Origin of the sequence: Pseudomonas kribbensis (assembly GCF_003352185.1) — a bacterium.
GTDB classification, from domain to species: domain Bacteria; phylum Pseudomonadota; class Gammaproteobacteria; order Pseudomonadales; family Pseudomonadaceae; genus Aquipseudomonas; species Aquipseudomonas kribbensis.
In genome coordinates this window covers 4268629-4289439 of sequence record NZ_CP029608.1, presented here as the reverse complement: position 1 = coordinate 4289439, position 20811 = coordinate 4268629, and the positions used below count along the sequence as shown (strand labels likewise).

Annotated in this window: 17 protein-coding genes; 11 read left to right on the top strand and 6 right to left on the bottom strand. The window is 60.3% G+C overall.

Translation table 11 applies throughout. From position 1 onward, the window contains the following. Positions 1-16 precede the first annotated feature (16 nt). Positions 17-1507, bottom strand: a complete 1491-nt coding sequence (locus DLD99_RS19495) for an aldehyde dehydrogenase family protein (protein ID WP_114884419.1) — start codon at positions 1505-1507, stop codon at positions 17-19. A gap of 297 nt (positions 1508-1804) precedes the next feature. Here DLD99_RS19495 and DLD99_RS19490 point away from each other — a divergent pair, with 297 nt between their 5' ends. Then, the gene (locus DLD99_RS19490) at positions 1805-2221 is read left to right on the top strand and encodes a hypothetical protein (RefSeq protein ID WP_162803501.1); all 417 of its coding nucleotides are present in this window, start codon (positions 1805-1807) and stop codon (positions 2219-2221) included. A 49-nt stretch (positions 2222-2270) separates the two neighbouring features. Here the strand turns inward: DLD99_RS19490 and DLD99_RS19485 are convergent, their stop codons facing one another. Then, complete coding sequence (locus tag DLD99_RS19485) at positions 2271-4205, bottom strand: amidohydrolase (protein WP_114884415.1); 1935 nt, start codon at positions 4203-4205, stop codon at positions 2271-2273. A 370-nt stretch (positions 4206-4575) separates the two neighbouring features. On the opposite strand from DLD99_RS19485, the gene peaA reads away from it, so the two are divergent. The 4 genes from peaA to peaD all read left to right on the top strand — a co-directional run bounded on the left by peaA (position 4576) and on the right by peaD (position 9136). Then, positions 4576-6156 carry a quinohemoprotein amine dehydrogenase subunit alpha gene (gene peaA, locus DLD99_RS19480; protein ID WP_114884413.1) on the top strand — a complete coding sequence of 527 codons (1581 nt, stop codon included), beginning with the start codon at positions 4576-4578 and terminating at the stop codon, positions 6154-6156. An 82-nt stretch (positions 6157-6238) separates the two neighbouring features. Then, positions 6239-7669 carry a quinohemoprotein amine dehydrogenase maturation protein gene (peaB, locus tag DLD99_RS19475; RefSeq protein WP_114884411.1) on the top strand — a complete coding sequence of 477 codons (1431 nt, stop codon included), beginning with the start codon at positions 6239-6241 and terminating at the stop codon, positions 7667-7669. Position 7670: 1 nt separating this feature from the next. Continuing rightward, entirely contained in the window at positions 7671-7994 is a 324-nt protein-coding gene (qhpC, locus tag DLD99_RS19470) for a quinohemoprotein amine dehydrogenase subunit gamma (RefSeq protein ID WP_008016081.1), read from the top strand. Between the two features lie 23 nt (positions 7995-8017). Next, the gene (gene peaD, locus DLD99_RS19465) at positions 8018-9136 is read left to right on the top strand and encodes a quinohemoprotein amine dehydrogenase subunit beta (RefSeq protein WP_114884409.1); all 1119 of its coding nucleotides are present in this window, start codon (positions 8018-8020) and stop codon (positions 9134-9136) included. A gap of 122 nt (positions 9137-9258) precedes the next feature. Here the strand turns inward: peaD and DLD99_RS19460 are convergent, their stop codons facing one another. Continuing rightward, complete coding sequence (locus tag DLD99_RS19460) at positions 9259-9663, bottom strand: lysozyme inhibitor LprI family protein (RefSeq protein WP_114884407.1); 405 nt, start codon at positions 9661-9663, stop codon at positions 9259-9261. Between the two features lie 134 nt (positions 9664-9797). Here DLD99_RS19460 and DLD99_RS19455 point away from each other — a divergent pair, with 134 nt between their 5' ends. After that, entirely contained in the window at positions 9798-10286 is a 489-nt protein-coding gene (locus DLD99_RS19455) for an SRPBCC family protein (RefSeq protein WP_085713126.1), read from the top strand. Next, positions 10279-11103, top strand: coding sequence for an aminoglycoside phosphotransferase family protein (locus DLD99_RS19450; RefSeq protein WP_114886750.1), 825 nt, complete (start codon positions 10279-10281; stop codon positions 11101-11103). The genes DLD99_RS19455 and DLD99_RS19450 overlap by 8 nt, the downstream gene beginning before the upstream one ends. 280 nt (positions 11104-11383) lie before the next feature. Here DLD99_RS19450 and acnA read toward each other — a convergent pair whose 3' ends face one another. Continuing rightward, positions 11384-14125, bottom strand: coding sequence for an aconitate hydratase AcnA (gene acnA / locus DLD99_RS19445; protein WP_114884405.1), 2742 nt, complete (start codon positions 14123-14125; stop codon positions 11384-11386). 221 nt (positions 14126-14346) lie between these two features. On the opposite strand from acnA, the gene rlmM reads away from it, so the two are divergent. Further along, entirely contained in the window at positions 14347-15420 is a 1074-nt protein-coding gene (gene rlmM, locus DLD99_RS19440) for a 23S rRNA (cytidine(2498)-2'-O)-methyltransferase RlmM (RefSeq protein ID WP_114884403.1), read from the top strand. A 65-nt stretch (positions 15421-15485) separates the two neighbouring features. Next, complete coding sequence (gene tusA / locus DLD99_RS19435) at positions 15486-15737, top strand: sulfurtransferase TusA (RefSeq protein ID WP_011335204.1); 252 nt, start codon at positions 15486-15488, stop codon at positions 15735-15737. Between the two features lie 50 nt (positions 15738-15787). On the opposite strand, the gene DLD99_RS19430 is transcribed toward tusA, so the two are convergent. Beyond that, the gene (locus tag DLD99_RS19430) at positions 15788-17197 is read right to left on the bottom strand and encodes an MATE family efflux transporter (protein ID WP_114884401.1); all 1410 of its coding nucleotides are present in this window, start codon (positions 17195-17197) and stop codon (positions 15788-15790) included. Between the two features lie 159 nt (positions 17198-17356). Here DLD99_RS19430 and pdxB point away from each other — a divergent pair, with 159 nt between their 5' ends. Further along, positions 17357-18499 (top strand): 4-phosphoerythronate dehydrogenase PdxB, encoded by a 1143-nt coding sequence (pdxB, locus tag DLD99_RS19425; protein WP_114884399.1) that lies wholly within the window; start codon positions 17357-17359, stop codon positions 18497-18499. A 57-nt stretch (positions 18500-18556) separates the two neighbouring features. On the opposite strand, the gene DLD99_RS19420 is transcribed toward pdxB, so the two are convergent. Continuing rightward, entirely contained in the window at positions 18557-18736 is a 180-nt protein-coding gene (locus tag DLD99_RS19420; RefSeq protein WP_065260694.1) for a PA1571 family protein, read from the bottom strand. Between the two features lie 258 nt (positions 18737-18994). Here DLD99_RS19420 and DLD99_RS19415 point away from each other — a divergent pair, with 258 nt between their 5' ends. Beyond that, on the top strand, positions 18995-20788 hold the full coding sequence (locus DLD99_RS19415; RefSeq protein ID WP_114884396.1) for an ABC transporter transmembrane domain-containing protein: 1794 nt from the start codon (positions 18995-18997) through the stop codon (positions 20786-20788). Positions 20789-20811 lie beyond the last annotated feature (23 nt).

Sequence of the window (20811 nt, the reverse complement as noted above, 5' to 3'; positions counted from 1 at the left end):
GCCGTAAGCCCAGTCATTACAACTTGATCAACACCGACTTCAACTCGGTGTAATGCTCGATAGCCGCATACCCCATCTCGCGCCCGACGCCGGACATCTTGTAGCCGCCAAACGGCAGCGCCGGGTCCAGCGCACTGTGGCAGTTGACCCACACCGACCCTGACTTGATCCGTGGAATCATCCGGTGCACCGCTGCCAGATCGTTCGACCAGATGCTGGCGCCCAGGCCGTAGGGGCTGTCATTGGCCATGCGCAGCGCATCGGCTTCGTCATCGAATGGAATCGCCACCAGCACCGGCCCGAAGATCTCTTCCTGCACCAGCGAATGCTGCTGGTCGACATCGACAATCACCGTCGGTTTGACGAAAAAACCCGGCCCGAACTGCTCGCCGCCGCAGGCGATGGTCGCGCCGCTCTCGCGACCCATTTCGATGTAGTTGTAGACCCGCTCCTGCTGGCGCGCGGAAATCAGCGGGCCCATTTCCACGCTCGGGTCGAGGCCATTGCCGAGTTTCATCGCATTGGCGATGTCGCTGATATCGGCCACCACATTGTCGAAATGCTTGCGCTGTACGTACAGGCGCGAGCCCGCGCAGCAGACCTGGCCCTGGTTGAAGAAAATCGCACTGGCCGCACCCGCCGCAGCGGTTTTCAGGTCGGCGTCGGCCATGACGATGGTCGGTGACTTGCCGCCCAGTTCCAGGGTGACGCGAGTCATGGAGTCCATGGCGATCTTGCCGATCTGCTTGCCGACGGCGGTGGAGCCGGTGAAGGTCAGCTTGTCGACCAGCGGATTATGGGTCAGGGCTGAACCAGCCGTGATGCCGGTACCGGTGACCACGTTGAACACGCCTTCGGGATAGCCTGCTTCCAGTACCAGCTCCGCCAGTTTCAGCGCGGTCAGCGGGGTTTCGTCGGCCGGTTTGAGCACCACGGTGCAACCGGTTGCCAGCGCCGGGCCGAGTTTCCAGCAGGCCAGCAGCAACGGAAAATTCCAGGCAACGATGGCGCCGACCACGCCCACGGCTTCGCGGCGGATGAAACTGTGGAACTGATCGCCGGGCATCAACGGCAGCGAAACGTCGACACTGGAAGCTTCGATCTTGGTGGCCCAGCCAGCCATGTAACGCAGGAAATCGATGGCCAGTTGCACGTCCATCACCTGCGCCACTGTCGCGCTCTTGCCGTTGTTCAGGCATTCCAGTTGCGCTAGCAGTTCGGCGTCGCGCTGGATCAGGTCGGCGAGTTTCCACAGCAGGTTCTGCCGTTCACGCGGGCGGGTGCGGCTCCAGGCGGAATCATCGAAAGCCTGACGCGCGGCGAGCACCGCACGGTCGACATCTTCCGGCGTGGCGCGAGGCACCACACACAGCACTTCGCCGGTGGCCGGATTGTGCAGTGGCATGGTCTGGCCGTCGGCGGCTTCGACCCAGTCGCCGCCGATCAGCATGCGCGGCGGGCGCTGGATGAAGGCCGAGGTGGCAGGGAGCAGATAGGGCAGGGGCATGGTGAAGACCTCTTGTTGTTCGTTGTCGTTGAACAGGTCTTGGCAATGGCTGTGCCAGATATTCGAACTTACTGTGCAGGCCCGCCGTGCAAGGGGATGGAGGGGGGAAGAGGGGCGTGGTGGAGTTGCAGGTTGTCGCAATTCGCGACAGCGGCTGAGACTCAAGATACTGATTTGCAGCGGCTGAGGCGCTGGCTGAAAGCAGCATCAGGACTTCAATCAATGATGGCAAAGTGGTATTTCGCCAAGGGATAGCGTATTTAATGCCGCTTTATTGATTGGCCTGTGGGGGCATTGATGCGAGTTGGCAACATTTTACGTTCTGCGGCGCTTTTACTGGTGGGGTTGACGCTGTCGGGATGCATCCACTTCACCCATGAAAGTGCAGAGGGCAAGCCTGTTTCGGATATCGCCACGATCAATCAGATCAACCCGGCGTTAACGATCGTCAGGGTCGATGGTGAAGGCACCTGGTTCTGGTTGAGCCGGCAGTCCCAGTACTTCATCGGCCCGGGCATCCATCGCATCGAGGTACGCAGAGAACTTTCCCAGCAGAGCTACACCGGGACGGTGGAAAGAACCGTGGAACTTGCAGCGGGCCGTACCTATGGGCTTGATGGAAAGATCGGATACGGTCGGTGGGATTTCGAAGTCCGCGATATCGAAACGGGACAGCGGGTTGACAAGCCTGTCCCGGAGACGGCTGCTAAGTAATGGAACTCGACCTTGCGGCCTGTTTACCGCAGGGTCGAGCGATCATCGGTCAGGCGTCAGGGTTGTCGTAGACCTTGTGCCCACCTTTCCAGGTTTCGCAGACGACGATTTTACGGATTTCGCTGGCCGGGTATTTTTCGTCGAGGGGATTATCCTTGAGAATCACGAAGTCGGCGAAATGCCCGTCCTGCAATGAACCGGTAAAGGCATCGGCATGGCACTGCCACGCAGCGTCATAGGTGATGGCTTTCAGCGCTTGCTGGCGGGTCAGGCATTGCCCTTCGTTGAGTACGGGTTGTCGGGCTGCGTCTTTGACAAACGTACCGTTCTTGTCGCGTATGCCTTCCATCTTGCGGGTCACGGCCTGTTCCATTGAGCGCAATGGCCCCAGCGGGGTGACGGTGCAATCGCTGTGCAACGAGATGCGCAAGCCTCTGTCCAGGGCGTCCTGGCACAGGTCTAGCATTTCGCTGGCCCGTTCCTCGAAAATCGCCTGTTCGAACGCATACCCCCAATAACCGACGTGACCGATCAGGAAGCTGGGAGAGATGCCCAGATCCTTCATTTGGTCGAGCGTGTCATTGCTCAGCATTGAGCAGTGTTCGATGCGATGGCGTTTTTCCAGGCCGCTCTGGCCGTTCAACGCCTCCTTGTAAGCCTGCAAGGTGAACGCGATGGCTCGGTCTCCGTTGGCATGGATCATCAGTGGCCAGCCGGTTTTCACGGCTTCCTTCAATGTTTTTCCGTAGGTGTCGGGCAGCGTTTTTGGCTCTTTGTCATCGGCGTCGACGAAGTTGAAGTTGCCATATGGGGAGGTGGCATCGCAGCAGTATTTCCGGGATTGGTAGCCGGTCAGGCCCTGATTCGAGCCATCGGAGATCAGCTTGACGGACCCTTGATAAAAAAGTCGTGCGGCTTCTTTGGTCACCGGTTTGTATTTTTCGATCTTGCTGAAGTCCACACCATTACAGGCCGCTGCATACCCGACGCGCAGATTACGCGGATGTGTCAGGCCATAGGCTTCCAGAATCACCTTGGATACCGGATCCACCATGGCGTCGTACAGCAGCGTGATGCCCCGGCTGGACGCATTGTCGAAGTACGTCTTCATGTATTTGAAGATGTTCACCACATCGAGCGCCTGTATGAGCGGAATCGCGCTGATGGCAAGCATGACGCCAGTCTCTTCCTGCAGGACGCCTTGAGTGGCGTTCACAAACGCCTGGGCAGTCGGGTATTGCTTCTTGAAGTCCGGGGCCTTTTTGCACTGGTGGTCATACACGGCGTTGGTCGCGGCGGTGTTCAGGTAAACGGTGTGCATGGAGGCGCTCATCATCAGCAACGGACTTTTGCTGACGATGCTGTCCAGATTGCCGATGTTGTCCTGAGCCGGGTCGAAACTGGCGTCGCAATAGAAGCGGGTCAGTTGTTTTTGACCGTTCTTGTCGACGATCAGTGGCATCAGGGCCGGATCGACCATGTGCCCGAGAATCCAGGTCTTGTTGTCTTTGGGCAGGTCATCTTTGATGAGCCTCACCAGGTAGTCCCAGTTGTAGAGGGGGCGCAGTTGTTGCGTGAAGTCGTCGATCGGCCCCAGGTCCCGCCAGTTGCTCATGACGCACGACTGCACGATGTGAGCGTGCGGTTCGACCAGCCCCGGCAGCAGGGTTCTTTTCTCCAGCGATTGAATCTTGTACTTGATGCCCTTGGCCTTCATGCGCTCCTGCACATGGTCGAGGGTGCCCGACGCAACCACGTCGCCGCCATGGATGCCCAGGGCTTCGACCTGCTCATCCATGTTGCCGTTTATCAGGGGGTAGATGGTGCCGCCGGTGAAGATCAACGATTCGCTGCCGGGTTCCGGTAGCAGCCCGGCGACCTTGCCTGCGAAGGCTTTAAGGTCGACGTTGTGTCTGAGCGTATTCCATATCGGGTTTTCACAGCCGCAATGGGTGCAGCCTTGACCCTGTCCATGTGATCCCATGATTCCATTCCTCAGGTTTTCGGTGGTTAGAGGCGTGACGCACGGAGTGTGCGAACAGCAAGCGTAGCAGGCACTTTGATATCGGACGGTCAGTCGTCGGCAACCGGGCTTTTGGCGCTGCACTGTGCTTGTCTCAGACTGCAACAGCTGTCGCGAAATTGGACGCCGGGAGGCCACGCAAAGATTGGCGCGACACCGTGATGAGCGCGTAACTGCTTGATTGAAAAGCTTATCGGCAAGCTGGCACGCTCCGTGTATTGCTCACCTCAGACGTTTCGCTTGCCTCCGTCCGTGCATCGCCGCGAACGGCAGAAACCATAAAAACGATAAGCCACAAAAATAAGAAAGCACCGTGCGAGGTTCGACGTTGATGAAGAGAAAACTCCGATCAGGCATGAGCGCCAGCCTGCTGGCCGTGGCCGCTTGCGTGGCCCTGCATTCACCCCACAGCGTGGCAGCCCGTGACGCCCAGACCATCCTCAAGGAAACCTGCCAGGGCTGTCACACCCCTGAAGCCGGCGACCAGCTGAGCCGCATCAGCCACCAGCGCAAGACTCCGGAAGGCTGGCTGATGAGCATTGCCCGCATGCAGACCATGCACGGTTTGCAGATCAGCGATGAAGACCGTCGCACACTGGTCAAATACCTGGCCGACACCCAGGGCCTGGCGCCGAGCGAAACCGATGGCGTGCGTTATGCGCTGGAACGCCGGTTGAACACCGTCGAGCAGTTCGACGAGAAAACCGCGCAGATGTGCGGCCGCTGCCACTCCGGTGCGCGGATCGCCCTGCAACGGCGTCCGGCTCAGGAATGGGAGCGCCTGGTGAACTTCCACCTCGGCCAATGGCCGTCGCTGGAGTATCAGGCACTGGCCCGTGATCGCGACTGGTTCGATATCGCCCGCAAGGAAATGGTCCCGCTGCTGGCCAAGCGTTATCCGCTGGACAACCCGGCATGGCAGGCCTGGCTCAAAACCGCGCCGAAAGCCGAAGCCTTGGTCGGCGACTGGAGTTTCAGCGGCCACCTGCCGGGCAAGGGTGAACTGGCCGGCATCATGAGCGTCACCGCCGATGGCAGTGACACCTTCAAGGTTGCCGTCAAAGGTCAGTACGCCGATGGCAGCCCTTTCAACGGCGACGGCAGTGCGATTCTCTACAGTGGCTACGAATGGCGCGGCAACGTCACCGTCGATGGCGTGACGATGCGTCAGGTGTTTGCTGCACAAGGCAACGCGATGCAGGGCCGAATGTTCGAGGCCGAGCACGATGAGCGGGGTCTGGACTTCGTCGCTGCCAAACAGGGCTCCCAGCGTTTGCTGGCAGTGCAGCCGGGATATGTAAAGGCTGGCAGCGAAACCGAAGTAACGTTGGTTGGTAGCGGTCTGAGCGGCAAGCCGAATTTCGGCAAAGGTGTGGATGTAGTCGAAGTGGTCGAGCAGAACGCCGAGCGGATCAAGGTCAAGGTCAAAGCCGCCGCCAATGCCCAGCCGGGCGTGCGCGCCGTCAGCGTCGGCAGCCTGAAAGGCCCGAGCCTGTCGGTGTACAGCACGATTGCCTCGGTCAAAGTGGTGCCGGAATTCTCGGTGGCGCGGATCGGCGAGGGCGGTGGTTCGACGCCAAAAGTCCAGGGCCGTTTCGACGCCGAAGCCTGGGGCAAGGGCGCCGATGGCAAGCCGTATCGCATCGGCGTGTTCCCGGCGCAATGGAAAGTCGAAGCCTTCGACGAGCGCGCCAAAGAGGACGAAGACGTCAAGTTCGCCGGCACCATGCAGGCCGACGCGGGCGTGTTCACCCCGGGCGATGCCGGGCCGAATCCGGCACGCAAGATGTCCACCAACAATGCCGGCAACCTCAAGGTGATCGCCGCCGTCGACGATGCAGGGAAATCCCTGACCGGCGAAGGCCACCTGATCGTCACCGTGCAACGCTGGAACAATCCACCCATTCCTTGAGTTTTTCTGGACGACAGCGATTCAGACACTTTTCGGAATGACCGCAAGTCCCGTCAGGCGGGGCTTGCACAGGAGGTTTGCAATGGGCGCTATCTTGAATCTGGTCGAACGCAACCTGCACGAAGTGCATGTCGATGCCGACCGCATGCTGTTTCACATCCCCAGCAGTTCGCTGTTCGCCAGCGATGAACTGACCGGCACCATCATCGATGCGTTGCGCGGCCCTGGCTGCTCCTCGGAAGACCTGATCCAGCGCCTCGGTGCGCGGTTCAATGGAGAGGAAATCAACGAGACCCTGCGCGAGCTGATCTCGCTGGAACTGGTCAGCGACGGCTCGCCGCTGACCCCGGACATCGCGGTCAAACGCGTCGAGCGCACCGCGATCAACACGGTGGTACTCAACGTCAACACCGGCTGCAACCTGAGCTGCACCTACTGCTACAAGGAAGACCTCGACAAGCCGTCCGCCGGCAAGAAGATGGACGTCGAAACCGCCATCGCCTCGGTGGAAATGTTGCTGCGTGAGTCTCCCGATGAAGAACGTTTCACCGTGGTGTTTTTCGGCGGCGAACCGCTGAGCAACCGCAAGCTGATCGAGTACATGGTCGACTACTGCGAAAAGCGTTTTGCCGAGGCCGGCAAGTTCGTCGAGTTCGTGATGACCACCAACGCCACGCTGCTCACCGAAGAAACCGTGGACTACCTGAATGCCCACCGCTTCGGGCTGTCAGTGAGCATCGACGGGCCGAAAACCGTGCACGACCGCAACCGCATCACTGTGGGCGGGCAGGGCACTTATGACGTGGTACGGCGCAAGGCCGAGATGCTGCTGTCGCGCTACAACAGTCGCCCGGTCGGCGCGCGGGTGACCCTGACCACTGGCGTCACCGACGTTGAAACCATCTGGGATCATCTGTTCAACGAGCTGGGGTTTGCCGAAGTCGGATTTGCCCCGGTGACCTCAGGCGACATCAGCAGTTTCAACCTGACCAACGACGAGTTGATCGAAGTCTTCGCCAGCATGAAACGCCTGGGTCGGCGTTATCTGGACGCGGCGCTGGAGCACCGCAACATCGGGTTTTCCAACCTGCATCAGTTGATCACCGATATTCATGAAGGCCACAAAAAGGCCCTGCCGTGCGGTGCCGGGCTGAAGATGCTGGCGGTCGATCACAAGGGCGAATTGAACCTGTGCCATCGCTTTACCGGCTCGTCGCTGCCGACTTTCGGCAACGTCCACAGCGGGGTGAAACAGGTCGAGTTGAACGATTTCCTGTCCCAGCGCCTGGATCGCACCAACACCGGTTGCCACGACTGCCAGATCCGCAACCTGTGCTCCGGCGGCTGTTACCACGAGAGCTATGCCCGCTACGGTGATCCGGCCCACCCGACTTATCACTACTGCGAACTGATGCGTGACTGGGTCGACTTCGGCATCGAGGTCTACACCCGGATCATGGCCGCCAACCCTGCGTTCATCAGCAGCTACATCACTCCGCGCAAGGCTCACTGATATGAAACATCTCAAGGCAATCAATAACAAAGCGTTGAAGCTGGATCAGGCCGCGGACGAGAACCGCATCGAAGAAGTGGTGGCGATGAGCTCGGTCGCGGGCTGCGCCTCGACCACCGACCCGGGTTGGGAAATCGATGCGTTCGGCGGGGTGTCGTCGCTGTGCCAGCCGATGGAAGCCGACCTGTATGGCTGCTCCGACCCGTGCTGGTGGCCGGCCCAGGTGCCGGACATGATGAGCACCTACCCGGACTGGAACAAGGATGCCCAGGCGTCCAACGATAACTGGCGCAACCTCGGCACTGTCTTCCCGAAAGACAAGTGATCCATAAGAAGAAGGATTCCAGCATGCACAACTTCAAAGCCTGCGGCCTTGCCGCACTCGCGGTTCTGAGCGTCTGTTCGCTCCCGGTTCTGGCCGATGAAAACACCGCGCTGCAAGAGGGTCACGAGTACATGTTGACCACCAATTACCCGAACAACCTGCACGTCATCGACCTGTCGACCGACAGCTTGTACAAGACCTGCAAGATGCCCGATGCCTTCGGCCCCGGCACCGTGCAGCTGTCGCCGGATCGCAAGACCGCCTACGTGCTGAACAACCATTACGCCGACGTTTACGGTGTCGAGCTGGACAGCTGCAAGCAGGTGTTCCACGCCAGCATCACCCAGCAGCCGGGCGAGAAGGCACGGTCGATGTTCGCCTTCACCGTCAGCCACGACGGCAAAGAGCTGTACACCATCGCCAACCCGACGTTGATGCTCAACGACCATTACGAGGTCAAACAGCCGCGGCTGGACGTCTACGCCACCGACGCCGGAATGAACGCCAAACCGGTGCGCAGCTTCCCGGCGCCACGACAGTTGACGATCATGCAGAGCGGCGATGACGGCACGTTGTATGTGGCTGGCGCCGATGTGTACAAGGTCGATGTGAAGAGCGGCAAGTTCGACGTGCTGATCCCCAGCCGTCACTGGAAGCGCCCGAACTACAGCGCGCCGGACGTGCTCTACGTGTGGAACCAGCAGACCTATCGCCACGATTTTTCACTGCTGTACACAGCCGCGAAGTTCAAGGACAAGAAACAGGACCCGGCCACCGCTGAATACCTGTACGGCTTGTTCAGCGTCGACCTGAAAACCGGCAAGACCGAAACCACCGACTTCGGTCCGCTGACCGAAATCTACTTCAGCGGCATGCGCTCACCGAAGGACCCGAACCTGATGTTCGGCGTGCTCAACCGTCTGGCCAAGTACGACATCAAGCAGAAGAAGCTGATCCAGGCAGCTACGCTGGACCATTCCTACTACTGCATTTCGTTCAACAAGGAAGGCAGCAAGATCTACCTGGCCGGGACGTTCAACGATGTCGCGATCTTCGATGCCGAGACCATGAAACAGACCGGCAGCATCAAGTTGCCGGGTGGGGATATGGCGATTACTACGGCGCAGATATTTGTTCGTTGATGGGTGGCGTCAGGGATGACGCCATCGCGAGCAGGCTCGCTCCCACAGGGGATTTGTGAACTGCACACAACCCCTGTGGGAGCTGGCTTGCCAGCGATGAGGCCTTCAAAGACCCTGAAAAATCAGGCCCCCGGCACCGGGCAACTCAGATCACCTTCCTCACACTTCAGATACTGCTTCAGGGCCTCGGTACGCACCTTGGTCACCGATGTCAGGCAGTTGCTGTAAATCAACGGATAAACACTCCCGCCTGCCACCCCGGACGCCGAAAAGTTGCACTCGGCATCCCGAAACCCGATCCACGCTCGTTGCGCATTGACCAATAGTTTCTTGCCTTCGGCGTTGTCCTTCAAACGCGCGGTGATTTGCTGATACACAGCATTCAACTCCTTGTCTGCCGCCTTGTATTCCTGCCCGGCACACTGATTCATCGTCGCCTGATCGCTGGCATTAGCGCAGTCCACGGCAGCGTGGGCAACGGAAGTGAAAAGAAAAGGCGTCAGGGCCAGGAGCAGGCGTGGGGACATGGGGGTTCTCGCTGTTTGCGGTGAAGAAATATGCAGTGTAGACAGGTGAAGGAGGATTTCGATCAGTCGTTTGATACAACTTCGCATTGGACATGTGGTCATACAAGCCTACTGTTCAAAACAGGAGGTGACGTATGAAACCAGTACCCAACAGCTTTGAACGTAAAATCATGCTCCGCTCGCCGCGCTCCCATGTCTGGCGTGCGCTGGTCGATGCGGAGGCGTTTGGCCAGTGGTTTGGCGTGGCTCTGGAAGGCCGGCGGTTTATCGCCGGCGAGTGGACGCAGGGGCAGGTCACGTACCCCGGTTATGAACATGTGCTCTGGAACGTGCTGGTGGAGCGGGTCGAGCCCCAGCAGTTGTTTTCCTTCCGCTGGCACCCGTATGCGGTGAACCCGAAAATCGACTACTCCCAGGAACCGACCACACTGGTCAAATTCGAGCTGCAGGACTACGAGAACGGCACGCTGTTGAAGGTCTCCGAATCAGGTTTCGCGCACATTCCCGATGTGCGTCAGAAAGAGGCGTATTACATGGATAGCCGTGGCTGGGAGGAGCAATTGAGTCGACTCGAACACTTTCTGGCCGAGACCGACAGGGCACGCGAGCGTGAAGGTGGCTGACAGCGAATGGTTTGATCCGTGGTTGAAGCGTTGGGCACTGGTGCCCGACGGCGTTCCGATCATCACGCCGGGCAGCAAGCTGTTGCCGGTGCGTCAGGGCGACGTACCGGCGATGCTGAAAGTCGCGGTGGACGACGAGGAAAAGTACGGCAACTTGCTGATGACCTGGTGGGATGGCGATGGCGCCGCCCGGGTGCTCGCTCATCACGAGGAAGGCCTGTTGCTGGAGCGGGCCATGGGCCGGCGTTCGTTGATGCACATGGCGCTCAATGGCGAGGATGACGAGGCCACCCGGATCATGTGTCGGGCATTGGCGCGGTTGCATGCACCGCGCCCTGCGAAGCCACCAACACTGGTGGAGCTGGCGCCGTGGTTTGCCTCGCTGCGAGTGGCCGCCACCCGATACGGCGGCCAATATTCTATCTGCCTGCAAATGGCTGAAACCTTGCTCGCCGAGCCCCGGGACATCGTGGTTCTGCACGGCGACATGCACCACGACAACGTCCTGGATTTCGGACCACGCGGCTGGCTGGCCATTGACCCGAAACGGGTGAGGGGCGAGCGTGGTTATGACTACGCCAACCTGATCTGCAATCCGGAACTGCCGACGGCTGCCTATCCTGAACGCTTTCAACGGCAAGTCGATGTGATCTGTGAAACGGCGGGACTTGAGCGAAAACGCCTTCTGCAATGGGTACTGGCGTTTGCCGGGCTGTCTGCCGCGTGGTTCATGGAGGATGACGAGCAAAAAGCCGCCGCCGGACAGCTGAAAGTCGCGAATCTGGCGGCTGCTGCACTCAATGCCCGACACGTCTAAGGGTTTTCGGAAGGGGTGCTATGGCGAATGTCTTACACGCGCTGGTAGCTTTTTCGACTATTGCCGATTGGATCCACAGCGTAATCTAGCCTCATCAACTGAAGCACAGGGAGTGTTTCAGGATCATGGATGATCGACCATATGCAAGGATCGCTGCCGACAGGGAGTCGATAATGGTCTTGGGAAAAACCCGCTTCGGCGGGTTTTTTTTCGCCTGCAGAAAAGTGTCGTCCTCAAACAGAAACACCGCCGATTGGCGGTGTTTCTGCATCTGCGGGTTTTACGAGGCGATCAACTGCCGCAACACGTAATGCAGGATCCCGCCGGACTTGAAGTACTCCACCTCGTTGAGGGTATCGATGCGGCACAGCACTTCGATTTTCTCCTGACGCCCGTCTTCCCGGGTGATCACCAGCGTCAGGTTCATGCGTGGCGTCAGCTCGACACCGGTCAAACCCTGAATATCCAGGGTTTCCTTGCCGGTGAGGTTCAGGCTCTTGCGGTTCTGATCCAGCTTGAACTGCAGCGGCAGCACGCCCATGCCCACCAGGTTGGAACGGTGGATGCGCTCGAAGCTTTCGGCGATCACCGCTTTCACGCCCAGCAGGTTGGTGCCCTTGGCGGCCCAGTCACGGCTGGAACCGGTGCCGTATTCTTGCCCGGCAATCACCACCAGCGGTGTGCCCGAGGCCTGATAACGCATGGCCGCGTCGTAGATCGCCAGTTTTTCACCGGTCGGAATGTAGATCGTATTGCCGCCTTCTTCGCCACCGAGCATTTCATTGCGGATACGGATGTTGGCGAACGTGCCGCGCATCATCACTTCATGGTTACCCCGGCGGGAGCCGTAGGAGTTGAAGTCCCGTGGCTCCACACCTTTTTCCCGCAGATAACGCCCGGCCGGACTGTCAGCCTTGATATTGCCGGCGGGGGAGATGTGGTCAGTGGTCACCGAATCGCCCAGCAGTGCCAGCACCCGCGCACCTTTCACGTCGGTGATCACCGGCAAAGGCCCGGCAATGTCATCGAAGAACGGCGGATGCTGAATGTAGGTCGAATCGTCTTGCCAGACATAGGTGGCGGCTTGCGGCACTTCGATGGCTTGCCACTGTTCGTCGCCGGCAAACACCTCGGCGTATTCCTTGTGGAACATTGCCGTGTTGACCTGATTCACCGCGTCGGCGATTTCCTTGCTGCTCGGCCAGATATCGCGCAGGTAGACCGGTTTGCCTTGCTTGTCCTCACCCAGCGGTTCGCTGCTGATGTCCGTGCGCACGGTGCCGGCCAGAGCGTAGGCGACGACCAGCGGTGGTGAGGCCAGCCAGTTGGTTTTCACCAGTGGATGCACCCGGCCTTCAAAATTGCGGTTACCGGACAGCACTGACGCCACGGTCAGGTCGGCTTTCTGAATGGCTTTTTCGATCGGCTCCGGCAGCGGCCCGGAGTTGCCGATGCAAGTGGTGCAGCCATAGCCCACCAATGAAAAACCGAGTTGATCGAGGTACTGAGTCAGTCCGGCAGCCTTGTAATAGTCAGTGACGACTTTGGAGCCCGGTGCCAGTGAGCTCTTCACCCACGGTTTACGGGTCAGGCCTTTCTCCACGGCTTTTTTCGCCAGCAGTCCGGCGGCCATCATCACGCTCGGGTTGGAAGTGTTGGTGCAGGATGTGATCGCGGCAATCACCACGGCACCGTTTTTCAAGCGATAGGTGTGGCCGTCGTACTCATAATCGGTTTCGCCGACCAGATCGGCATTGCCCACCGCGACACCGCCGCCGCCCTCGCTTTCCAGACGCCCTTCGTCCTTGCTGACGGGTTTGAACTGCAAGTCGAGGAAGTCGCTGAACGCCTGGCCGACATTCGGCAGCGAGACGCGATCCTGCGGGCGCTTCGGCCCGGCGAGGCTGGCTTCGACGCTGCCCATGTCCAGCGCCAGGCTATCGGTGAACACCGGTTCCTGACCGGGCAGGCGCCACAGGCCCTGAGCCTTGGTGTAGGCCTCGACCAGTTTCACCACTTCAGTGGGGCGACCGGACAGGCGCAGGTATTCCAGCGTCACGTCATCGACCGGGAAGAAACCGCAGGTCGCGCCATATTCCGGGGCCATGTTGGCGATGGTCGCGCGGTCGGCCAGCGGCAGGTCGGCGAGGCCGTCACCGTAGAACTCGACGAATTTGCCGACCACGCCTTTCTTGCGCAGCATCTGGGTCACGGTCAGCACCAGGTCGGTGGCGGTGATGCCTTCCTTGAGCTTGCCGGTGAGTTTGAAACCGATCACCTCAGGAATCAGCATCGATACCGGTTGCCCGAGCATCGCCGCTTCGGCTTCGATACCGCCGACGCCCCAGCCGAGTACGCCGAGGCCGTTGATCATGGTGGTGTGGGAGTCGGTGCCGACCAGCGTATCGGGGAAGGCATAGGTGCGGCCGTCTTCGTCCTTGGTCCACACCGTGCGTCCGAGGTATTCGAGGTTGACCTGGTGGCAGATCCCGGTGCCCGGCGGTACCACGCTGAAGTTGTCGAAGGCGCTCTGGCCCCAGCGCAGGAAGGCATAGCGTTCGCCGTTGCGCTGCATTTCGATGTCGACGTTCTGTTCGAATGCGCTGGCGCTGGCGAACTTGTCGACCATCACCGAGTGGTCGATCACCAGATCCACCGGCGACAGCGGGTTGATTCGCTGCGGATCGCCGCCCGCCTTGGCCATGGCGGCGCGCATTGCGGCCAGATCGACCACGGCCGGTACGCCGGTAAAGTCCTGCATCAGCACGCGGGCAGGGCGGTACTGGATTTCCCGGTCGGAGCGACGCTCCTTGAGCCACGCGGCAATCGCCTTGAGGTCGGCGCCGGTGACAGTTTTTTCATCTTCCCAGCGCAGCAGGTTTTCCAGCAGGACTTTCAGCGACATGGGCAGCTTGTCGAGATCGCCCAAGGTCTTGGCGGCATCCGGCAAGCTGAAATAGTGGTAAGTCTTGTCGTCGACTTTCAGGGTTTTAAGGGATTTCAGACTATCGAGGGACGGCATTACGATCACTCCTTTGAGTCCGCACGGCTACGGACTGAGGGGACGGGCAGAGCTATCAACGTAGCCCTGTTTTCAGTAGCTGGCTAATAACTGGACTCTATGGGCAAGTCCAAGGTTCCGACATCGGCTATCATGCGCCGGTTTTCGTGACAGGCTTTGCTTTGACGCAAGCCTGGACATCGCGCAGGGGATGAATGACCGCCCTCTGCCCAGGAGTAAGAATGAACACCCTATTCATGCATTGCCGGCCGGGCTTCGAAGGCGAAGTCTGCTCGGAGATTTCCGACCTCGCCGCCCAACTGAACGTGGCCGGCTACGCCAAGGCCAAACCGGCGACCGCTTGCGCCGAGTTCGTCTGCACCGAAGAAGACGGCGCCGAGCGCCTGATGCGTGGCCAGCGTTTCGCCGAGCTGATCTTCCCGCGCCAATGGGCTCGCGGGGTTTTCATCGATCTGCCGGAAACCGACCGCATCAGCGTGATCCTCGCGCACATGGCCGAATTCCCGGTGTGCGGCAGCCTGTGGCTGGAAGTCGTCGACACCAATGACGGCAAGGAACTGTCGAATTTCTGCAAGAAGTTCGAAGGCCCGCTGCGCAAGGCGCTGACCGGTGCCGGCAAACTGGTGGACGACGCCGACAAGCCGCGTCTGCTGCTGACCTTCAAGAGCGGCCGTGAAGTGTTCCTCGGCCTGGCCGATGCCGGTAATTCGGCGATGTGGCCAATGGGCATTCCGCGCCTGAAATTTCCGCGTGAGGCGCCGAGCCGTTCGACCCTGAAGCTGGAAGAAGCCTGGCACCACTTTATCCCCCGGGATCAGTGGGACGAGCGCCTGCACAGCGACATGACCGGTGTCGACCTCGGCGCGGCGCCGGGCGGCTGGACCTGGCAACTGGTCAATCGCGGCATGCTGGTGACGGCCATCGACAACGGCCCGATGGCCGAAAGCCTCATGGACACTGGTCTGGTACAGCACTTGATGGCCGACGGTTTTACCTTCAAGCCCAAGCAGCCGGTGGACTGGATGGTCTGCGACATCGTCGAGAAGCCGGCGCGCAACGCCGCGATGCTCGAAGAGTGGATCGGCGAGGGCCATTGCCGGGAAGCGGTGGTCAACCTCAAGTTGCCGATGAAGCAGCGATACGCCGAAGTGAAGCGTCTGCTGGAGCGCATCGCCGATGGTTTCAAGGCCCGCGGGATCAAGGTCGACATCGGCTGCAAGCAGCTGTATCACGACCGCGAGGAAGTGACTTGCCATTTGCGCCGTCATGACGTGAAGAAAGCCAAAGCCCGCTGAGCGCGCGACAGGTGACCGAACACCCGGCATTGGGCGACAATGCCGGCCAGTTTCAGGAGTGAATCATGAGTGAAATGATCAATACGCCGGTCGACGGCACCCTCGACGCCACGGGCCTCAACTGCCCGGAGCCGGTGATGATGCTGCACCAGCACATCCGTGACCTGGTGCCCGGCGGCCTGCTCAAGGTGATCGCCACCGACCCGTCGACCCGCCGCGACATCCCCAAGTTCTGCGTGTTTCTCGACCATGAACTGGTGGGGCAGCACGAAGAAGCCGGTACCTATCTGTACTGGATTCGCAAGAAGTCCGGTTGATCGGAAGGCAAAAAAAAGACCTGCACATGCAGGTCTTTTTTTATGGCCGGTCAGCCCATCGAGCGGCTGATGCGAATGCGTTTGCGCGCACTGCGCGTCAGGCGGATCGACAGCATCAGCGCCGCACAGCTCAGGCCGACGATCAGGCCTTCCCACAAGCCGCTCGGGCCGCGTGGCTCGCCGAACCAGTCGGTCAGGCCGAGGGCGTAACCCACCGGCAGGCCGATGCCCCAGTAGGCGAACAGGGTAAGGATCATTGTTACCCGCGTGTCCTGATAACCGCGCAGGGCGCCAGCGGCGGTGACCTGGATCGCGTCGGAGAACTGGAACAGCGCCGAGTACACGATCAGCATCGCGGCGATGTGAATCACCATCGGATCCGAGGTGTAGATCGCTGCAATGTGTTCGCGCATCAGCAACATCATGCTCGCCGACAGGCAGGCGTAGGCCAGCGCGGTACCCATGCCGACACCCGCCGCGAAACGCGCTTCACGGGGTTCTTCACGGCCCAGGGCCTGGCCGACACGCACGGTCACGGCCATGCCCAGCGAATACGGAATCATGAACACCAGGGAGCTGACGTTCAGCGCGATCTGGTGCCCGGCCACTACAGTGGCGCCGAGGCTGCCGATCAGCAGCGCGATCACGGCGAAAATACTCGACTCGGCAAACACCGCGATGCCAATCGGCAGACCAATGGCCAGCAGACGCTTGATCACCGCCCATTGCGGCCAGTCGAAACGGCTGAACAGTTCGCTCGACTTGTAGGCTGGCGCCCAGCGCTCGTAACCGGCCAGACCCAGCGCCATTACCCACATCACGATCGCCGTGGCCCAGCCGCAACCGACGCCGCCCATGGCCGGCACGCCGAAGTGGCCGTAAATGAACACGTAGTTGAGCGGAATGTTCAGCGCCAGACCACAGAGGCCCAGCACCATCGCCGGCCGGGTGCGGCCGAGGCCGTCACTGGTGCAGCGCAGCACATGGTAGAACGCCACCGCCGGCAGACCGCTGGCGATGCCGTGCAGGTACTGCATGCACGGGCCGATCAGCTCCGGATCGACTTTCATCAGGTGCAGGATCGGTTCTGCACTGAACAGCAAGCCGGTCGCCATCAGTCCGACCACCAGCGCCAGCCACAAGGCCTGACGCACGATCGGACCGATCTCGCTGTGGGTGCCGGCGCCGAAGCGCTGGGCGACTTTCGGCGTGGTGGCCAGCAGCGTGCCGGTCATCAGCAGAAACACCGGTACCCAGATCGAGTTGCCCAGCGCCACGGCCGCCAGATCCTTTGGCCCGACGCGCCCGGCCATCACCGCATCGACGAAGCCCATGGCGGTGGTTGCCAGTTGCGCGATCATGATCGGCAGGGCCAGGCTGAGCAGATTCTTCAGCTCCAGGCGAACCCGGGCAGGGCGGTTGAGGGAAACGGCGTCAGGGCGTTCGGTTACGGAGTTCACAGGCAAAGCGTCCACAGGGGTTGATGCGCAAGGCCGGGCATTCTACGCCGCTGACGTTATGGTCAGGAAAAATCCTCTGTTGCGGATTTGTAATCAACAGCCTGCTGGCTCATCGCAGTCCCAGCGCCTACACTGCCGATCCGCCCAAGGAGCCCCGCCATGCTGATTGTTGCCGACGAAAATATCCCGCTGCTCGATGCCTTTTTTGCCGGTTTCGGCGAGATCCGCCGGGTGCCGGGCCGTTCCATTGACCGGGCCACGGTCGAACAGGCCGACGTGTTGCTGGTGCGCTCGGTGACCAACGTCAACCGCGCGTTGCTCGAAGGCAGCCAGGTGCGTTTTGTCGGCACCTGCACCATCGGCACCGATCATCTGGATCTCGAATACTTCAACGAGGCCGGCATCACCTGGTCCAGCGCGCCGGGCTGCAATGCTCGTGGTGTGGTGGATTATGTGCTGGGCAGCCTGATGACCCTGGCTGAAATCGAAGGTGTCGATTTGAGTCAACGCACCTACGGCGTGATCGGCGCCGGTGAAGTCGGCGGTCGCTTGATCAAGGTGCTGAAAGGGCTGGGCTGGAACGTGAAAGTCTGCGATCCACCGCGTCAGGCGGCCGAGGGCGGCGATTATGTCAGCCTGGAGCAGATCATCCAGCAGTGCGACGTGATCAGTCTGCACACACCACTGACCCGCAACGGCGACGGCGCGACCTGGCACTTGTTCGACGAGCCACGTTTGCAGCAACTCAAGCCCGGCGCCTGGCTGATCAATGCCGCCCGTGGCCCGGTGGTGGATAACGCCGCGTTGCGTGAAGTGCTGCTGGAGCGTGAAGACCTGCAAGCGGTCCTCGATGTGTGGGAAGCCGAGCCTGAAGTCGATGTCGCCTTGGCCGAACTCTGTGTGCTGGCGACTCCGCATATCGCTGGTTACAGCCTCGATGGCAAACAGCGCGGCACGGCGCAGATCTATCAGGCGTATTGCGATTTCATCGGTCAGCCGGCCAGCATTCAGCTCGGCGACCTGTTGCCGGCACCATGGTTGTCGGAAGTTTCCCTGCATGCCGACAGCGATCCGGCCTGGGCCCTGGCGATGTTGTGCCGTGGCGTGTACGACCCGCGCCGGGACGATGCGGATTTTCGCCGCACCCTGTTGGGTAGCGTTGGCGAGCAGCGTGCAGCGTTCGATGTGTTGCGCAAGCAGTATCCGGTACGTCGCGAGATTGAAGGGCTGAAAGTAAGAATCGAGGGGGATTCACCCGCCCTGCGGCAGATCGTGACGGCGCTGGGCGCTGTGGCCGTATAAACCGCGGGCAGAAAAAACCCGGCCTGCAGGGGCCGGGTCAGGAAGACGGTGGCTACATCACTTTTGTTCGGCAGGCTTGACCAATCGCTTCTCCAGTTCGCGGCAAGCGTTCTGGATCATGTCTTCAGTGATTGGCACTTCACGCCCATCCTTATCGATAATCGAGCAACCCAGAGGTTGGCCGGGCTTGGTGCGGATCACTTGAATCTTGTCGTCGCTGCTGTGTTGCAAGGACATGGCCTGTCTCCTCATCAGGTTGTGTAAGCACAATAAAACCGTCAGGTGACCAGGCTGTGACAACTCCCTTCGATCTTTCCGGAACGGTATCTTCACTCAAGCAGAAATGACCGTTCGTCTCAACCCGGACATTAGACCGATAGCATCTAGGGGGTAGTCTGGCCGGTCATAATTAACCTGACTCATTGTGATTTGCAGAGTTCCACCCCATTGAGTGTCCAGGCTGGCCCCATTAATCAGCACACGACGTGAACCTGAATGATCCCGATGCTCTCCTCGCGACACCGCCGGGCCTTGCGCCTGACCAGTCATTTTCTCGCCCCTTATCGCTGGCAGGCCTTCGGCGCACTGCTCGCGCTGATCGTCACGGCCGGTATCACCTTATCGATGGGGCAGGGCATCAAGCTGCTGGTCGATCAGGGCTTCATGACCCAGTCGCCGCATTTGCTCAACCAGTCCATTGGCCTGTTCATGCTCTTGGTGCTGGGACTCGCAGTCGGCACTTTTGCCCGGTTCTATCTGGTGTCATGGATCGGCGAGCGGGTGGTGGCCGACATCCGTCGGCAGGTGTTCAACCATCTGGTTTACCTGCATCCCGGATTCTACGAAGACAATCGCAGTTCGGAAATCCAGTCGCGCCTGACCGCTGACACGACGTTGCTGCAATCGGTGATCGGTTCGTCGCTGTCGTTGTTCCTGCGCAACTTGCTGATGGTCATTGGCGGCGTCGTACTGCTGTTCATCACCAATGCCAAACTCACCAGTATCGTGGTGATTGCGCTGCCACTGGTGATTGCGCCGATCCTGATCTTCGGACGTCGCGTACGTAACCTCTCGCGGCTGAGTCAGGACCGGATCGCCGACATTGGCAGCTATGTCTCGGAAACCCTTGGCCAGATCAAGACCGTTCAGGCCTACAACCATCAGGTTCAGGACGAACAACGCTTCGCCGGCACCGTCGAGCAGGCGTTCGAAACCGCACGCAAACGGATTTTCCAGCGGGCCTGGCTGATTACACTGGTGATCGTGCTGGTGCTCGGCGCCGTCGCGGTAATGTTGTGGGTTGGCGGCATGGATGTGATTGCCGGGCGTATTTCTGCCGGTGAGCTGGCGGCGTTCGTGTTCTACAGCCTGATCGTCGGCAGTGCCTTTGGCACGTTGAGCGAAGTGATCGGCGAACTGCAGCGGGCGGCGGGTGCTGCAGAGCGCATTGCCGAATTGCTGCGTTCGGAGAACATTATCCAGCCGCCGAAAGCCGGCTTGATGACCTTGCCGGAGCGTGTCAAAGGCGAGCTGGAATTGCGGGACGTAAGTTTTTCCTATCCCTCACGGCCCGAAAGCCTTGCGGTCAATGGTTTGAGCCTGACAGTCAACGCGGGCGAAACCCTCGCGCTTGTAGGTCCGTCAGGTGCGGGCAAGTCCACGGTGTATGACCTGCTGCTGCGTTTCTACGATCCGCGCGAAGGGCAAATCCTGATCGATGGCGTGCCGCTGACGAGTCTTGATCCGCTGGACCTGCGCCGCTGTTTCGCGCTGGTTTCGCAGACTCCGGCGCTGTTCTTCGGCAGCGTCGAAGAAAACATTCGCTACGGTTGCCCGACTGCCACGCTGGAGCAGGTGCAGGAAGCCGCGAAAATCGCTCACGCCCACGACTTCATCGAGCAAATGCCCGACGGCTACCAGACCCATCTGGGTGACGGTGGTCTCGGCCTGTCAGGCGGGCAACGCCAGCGCCTGGCCATCGCCCGGGCGTTGCTGGTCGACGCGCCGATCCTGCTGCTGGACGAAGCCACCAGCGCCCTCGACGCCCAGAGCGAACACCTGATCCAGCAAGCCCTGCCCAGCCTGATGCAAAACCGCACCACGCTGGTAATCGCCCACCGCTTGGCCACGGTGAAAAACGCCGACCGGATTGCGGTGATGGACCAGGGCAAGCTGGTGGCGATCGGCACGCATCAGGAGCTGATCGCGAGCAATCCGCTGTATGCGCGGTTGGCGGCGTTGCAGTTCAGTGATGGGCATCTGGCTTCGACCGACCCAGTAACCGACTAAGTAAGCGACCTAGTAACCGACCC

What these genes read in the sequence shown, in the direction of transcription:
- DLD99_RS19495 (WP_114884419.1), bottom strand. Translation starts at nt 1,507, where the DNA reads ATGCCCCTGCCCTATCTGCTCCCTGCCACCTCGGCCTTCATCCAGCGC.
- DLD99_RS19490 (WP_162803501.1), top strand. Translation starts at nt 1,805, where the DNA reads ATGCGAGTTGGCAACATTTTACGTTCTGCGGCGCTTTTACTGGTGGGG.
- DLD99_RS19485 (WP_114884415.1), bottom strand. Translation starts at nt 4,205, where the DNA reads ATGGGATCACATGGACAGGGTCAAGGCTGCACCCATTGCGGCTGTGAA.
- peaA (WP_114884413.1), top strand. Translation starts at nt 4,576, where the DNA reads ATGAAGAGAAAACTCCGATCAGGCATGAGCGCCAGCCTGCTGGCCGTG.
- peaB (WP_114884411.1), top strand. Translation starts at nt 6,239, where the DNA reads ATGGGCGCTATCTTGAATCTGGTCGAACGCAACCTGCACGAAGTGCAT.
- qhpC (WP_008016081.1), top strand. Translation starts at nt 7,671, where the DNA reads ATGAAACATCTCAAGGCAATCAATAACAAAGCGTTGAAGCTGGATCAG.
- peaD (WP_114884409.1), top strand. Translation starts at nt 8,018, where the DNA reads ATGCACAACTTCAAAGCCTGCGGCCTTGCCGCACTCGCGGTTCTGAGC.
- DLD99_RS19460 (WP_114884407.1), bottom strand. Translation starts at nt 9,663, where the DNA reads ATGTCCCCACGCCTGCTCCTGGCCCTGACGCCTTTTCTTTTCACTTCC.
- DLD99_RS19455 (WP_085713126.1), top strand. Translation starts at nt 9,798, where the DNA reads ATGAAACCAGTACCCAACAGCTTTGAACGTAAAATCATGCTCCGCTCG.
- acnA (WP_114884405.1), bottom strand. Translation starts at nt 14,125, where the DNA reads ATGCCGTCCCTCGATAGTCTGAAATCCCTTAAAACCCTGAAAGTCGAC.
- rlmM (WP_114884403.1), top strand. Translation starts at nt 14,347, where the DNA reads ATGAACACCCTATTCATGCATTGCCGGCCGGGCTTCGAAGGCGAAGTC.
- tusA (WP_011335204.1), top strand. Translation starts at nt 15,486, where the DNA reads ATGAGTGAAATGATCAATACGCCGGTCGACGGCACCCTCGACGCCACG.
- pdxB (WP_114884399.1), top strand. Translation starts at nt 17,357, where the DNA reads ATGCTGATTGTTGCCGACGAAAATATCCCGCTGCTCGATGCCTTTTTT.
- DLD99_RS19420 (WP_065260694.1), bottom strand. Translation starts at nt 18,736, where the DNA reads ATGTCCTTGCAACACAGCAGCGACGACAAGATTCAAGTGATCCGCACC.
- DLD99_RS19415 (WP_114884396.1), top strand. Translation starts at nt 18,995, where the DNA reads ATGATCCCGATGCTCTCCTCGCGACACCGCCGGGCCTTGCGCCTGACC.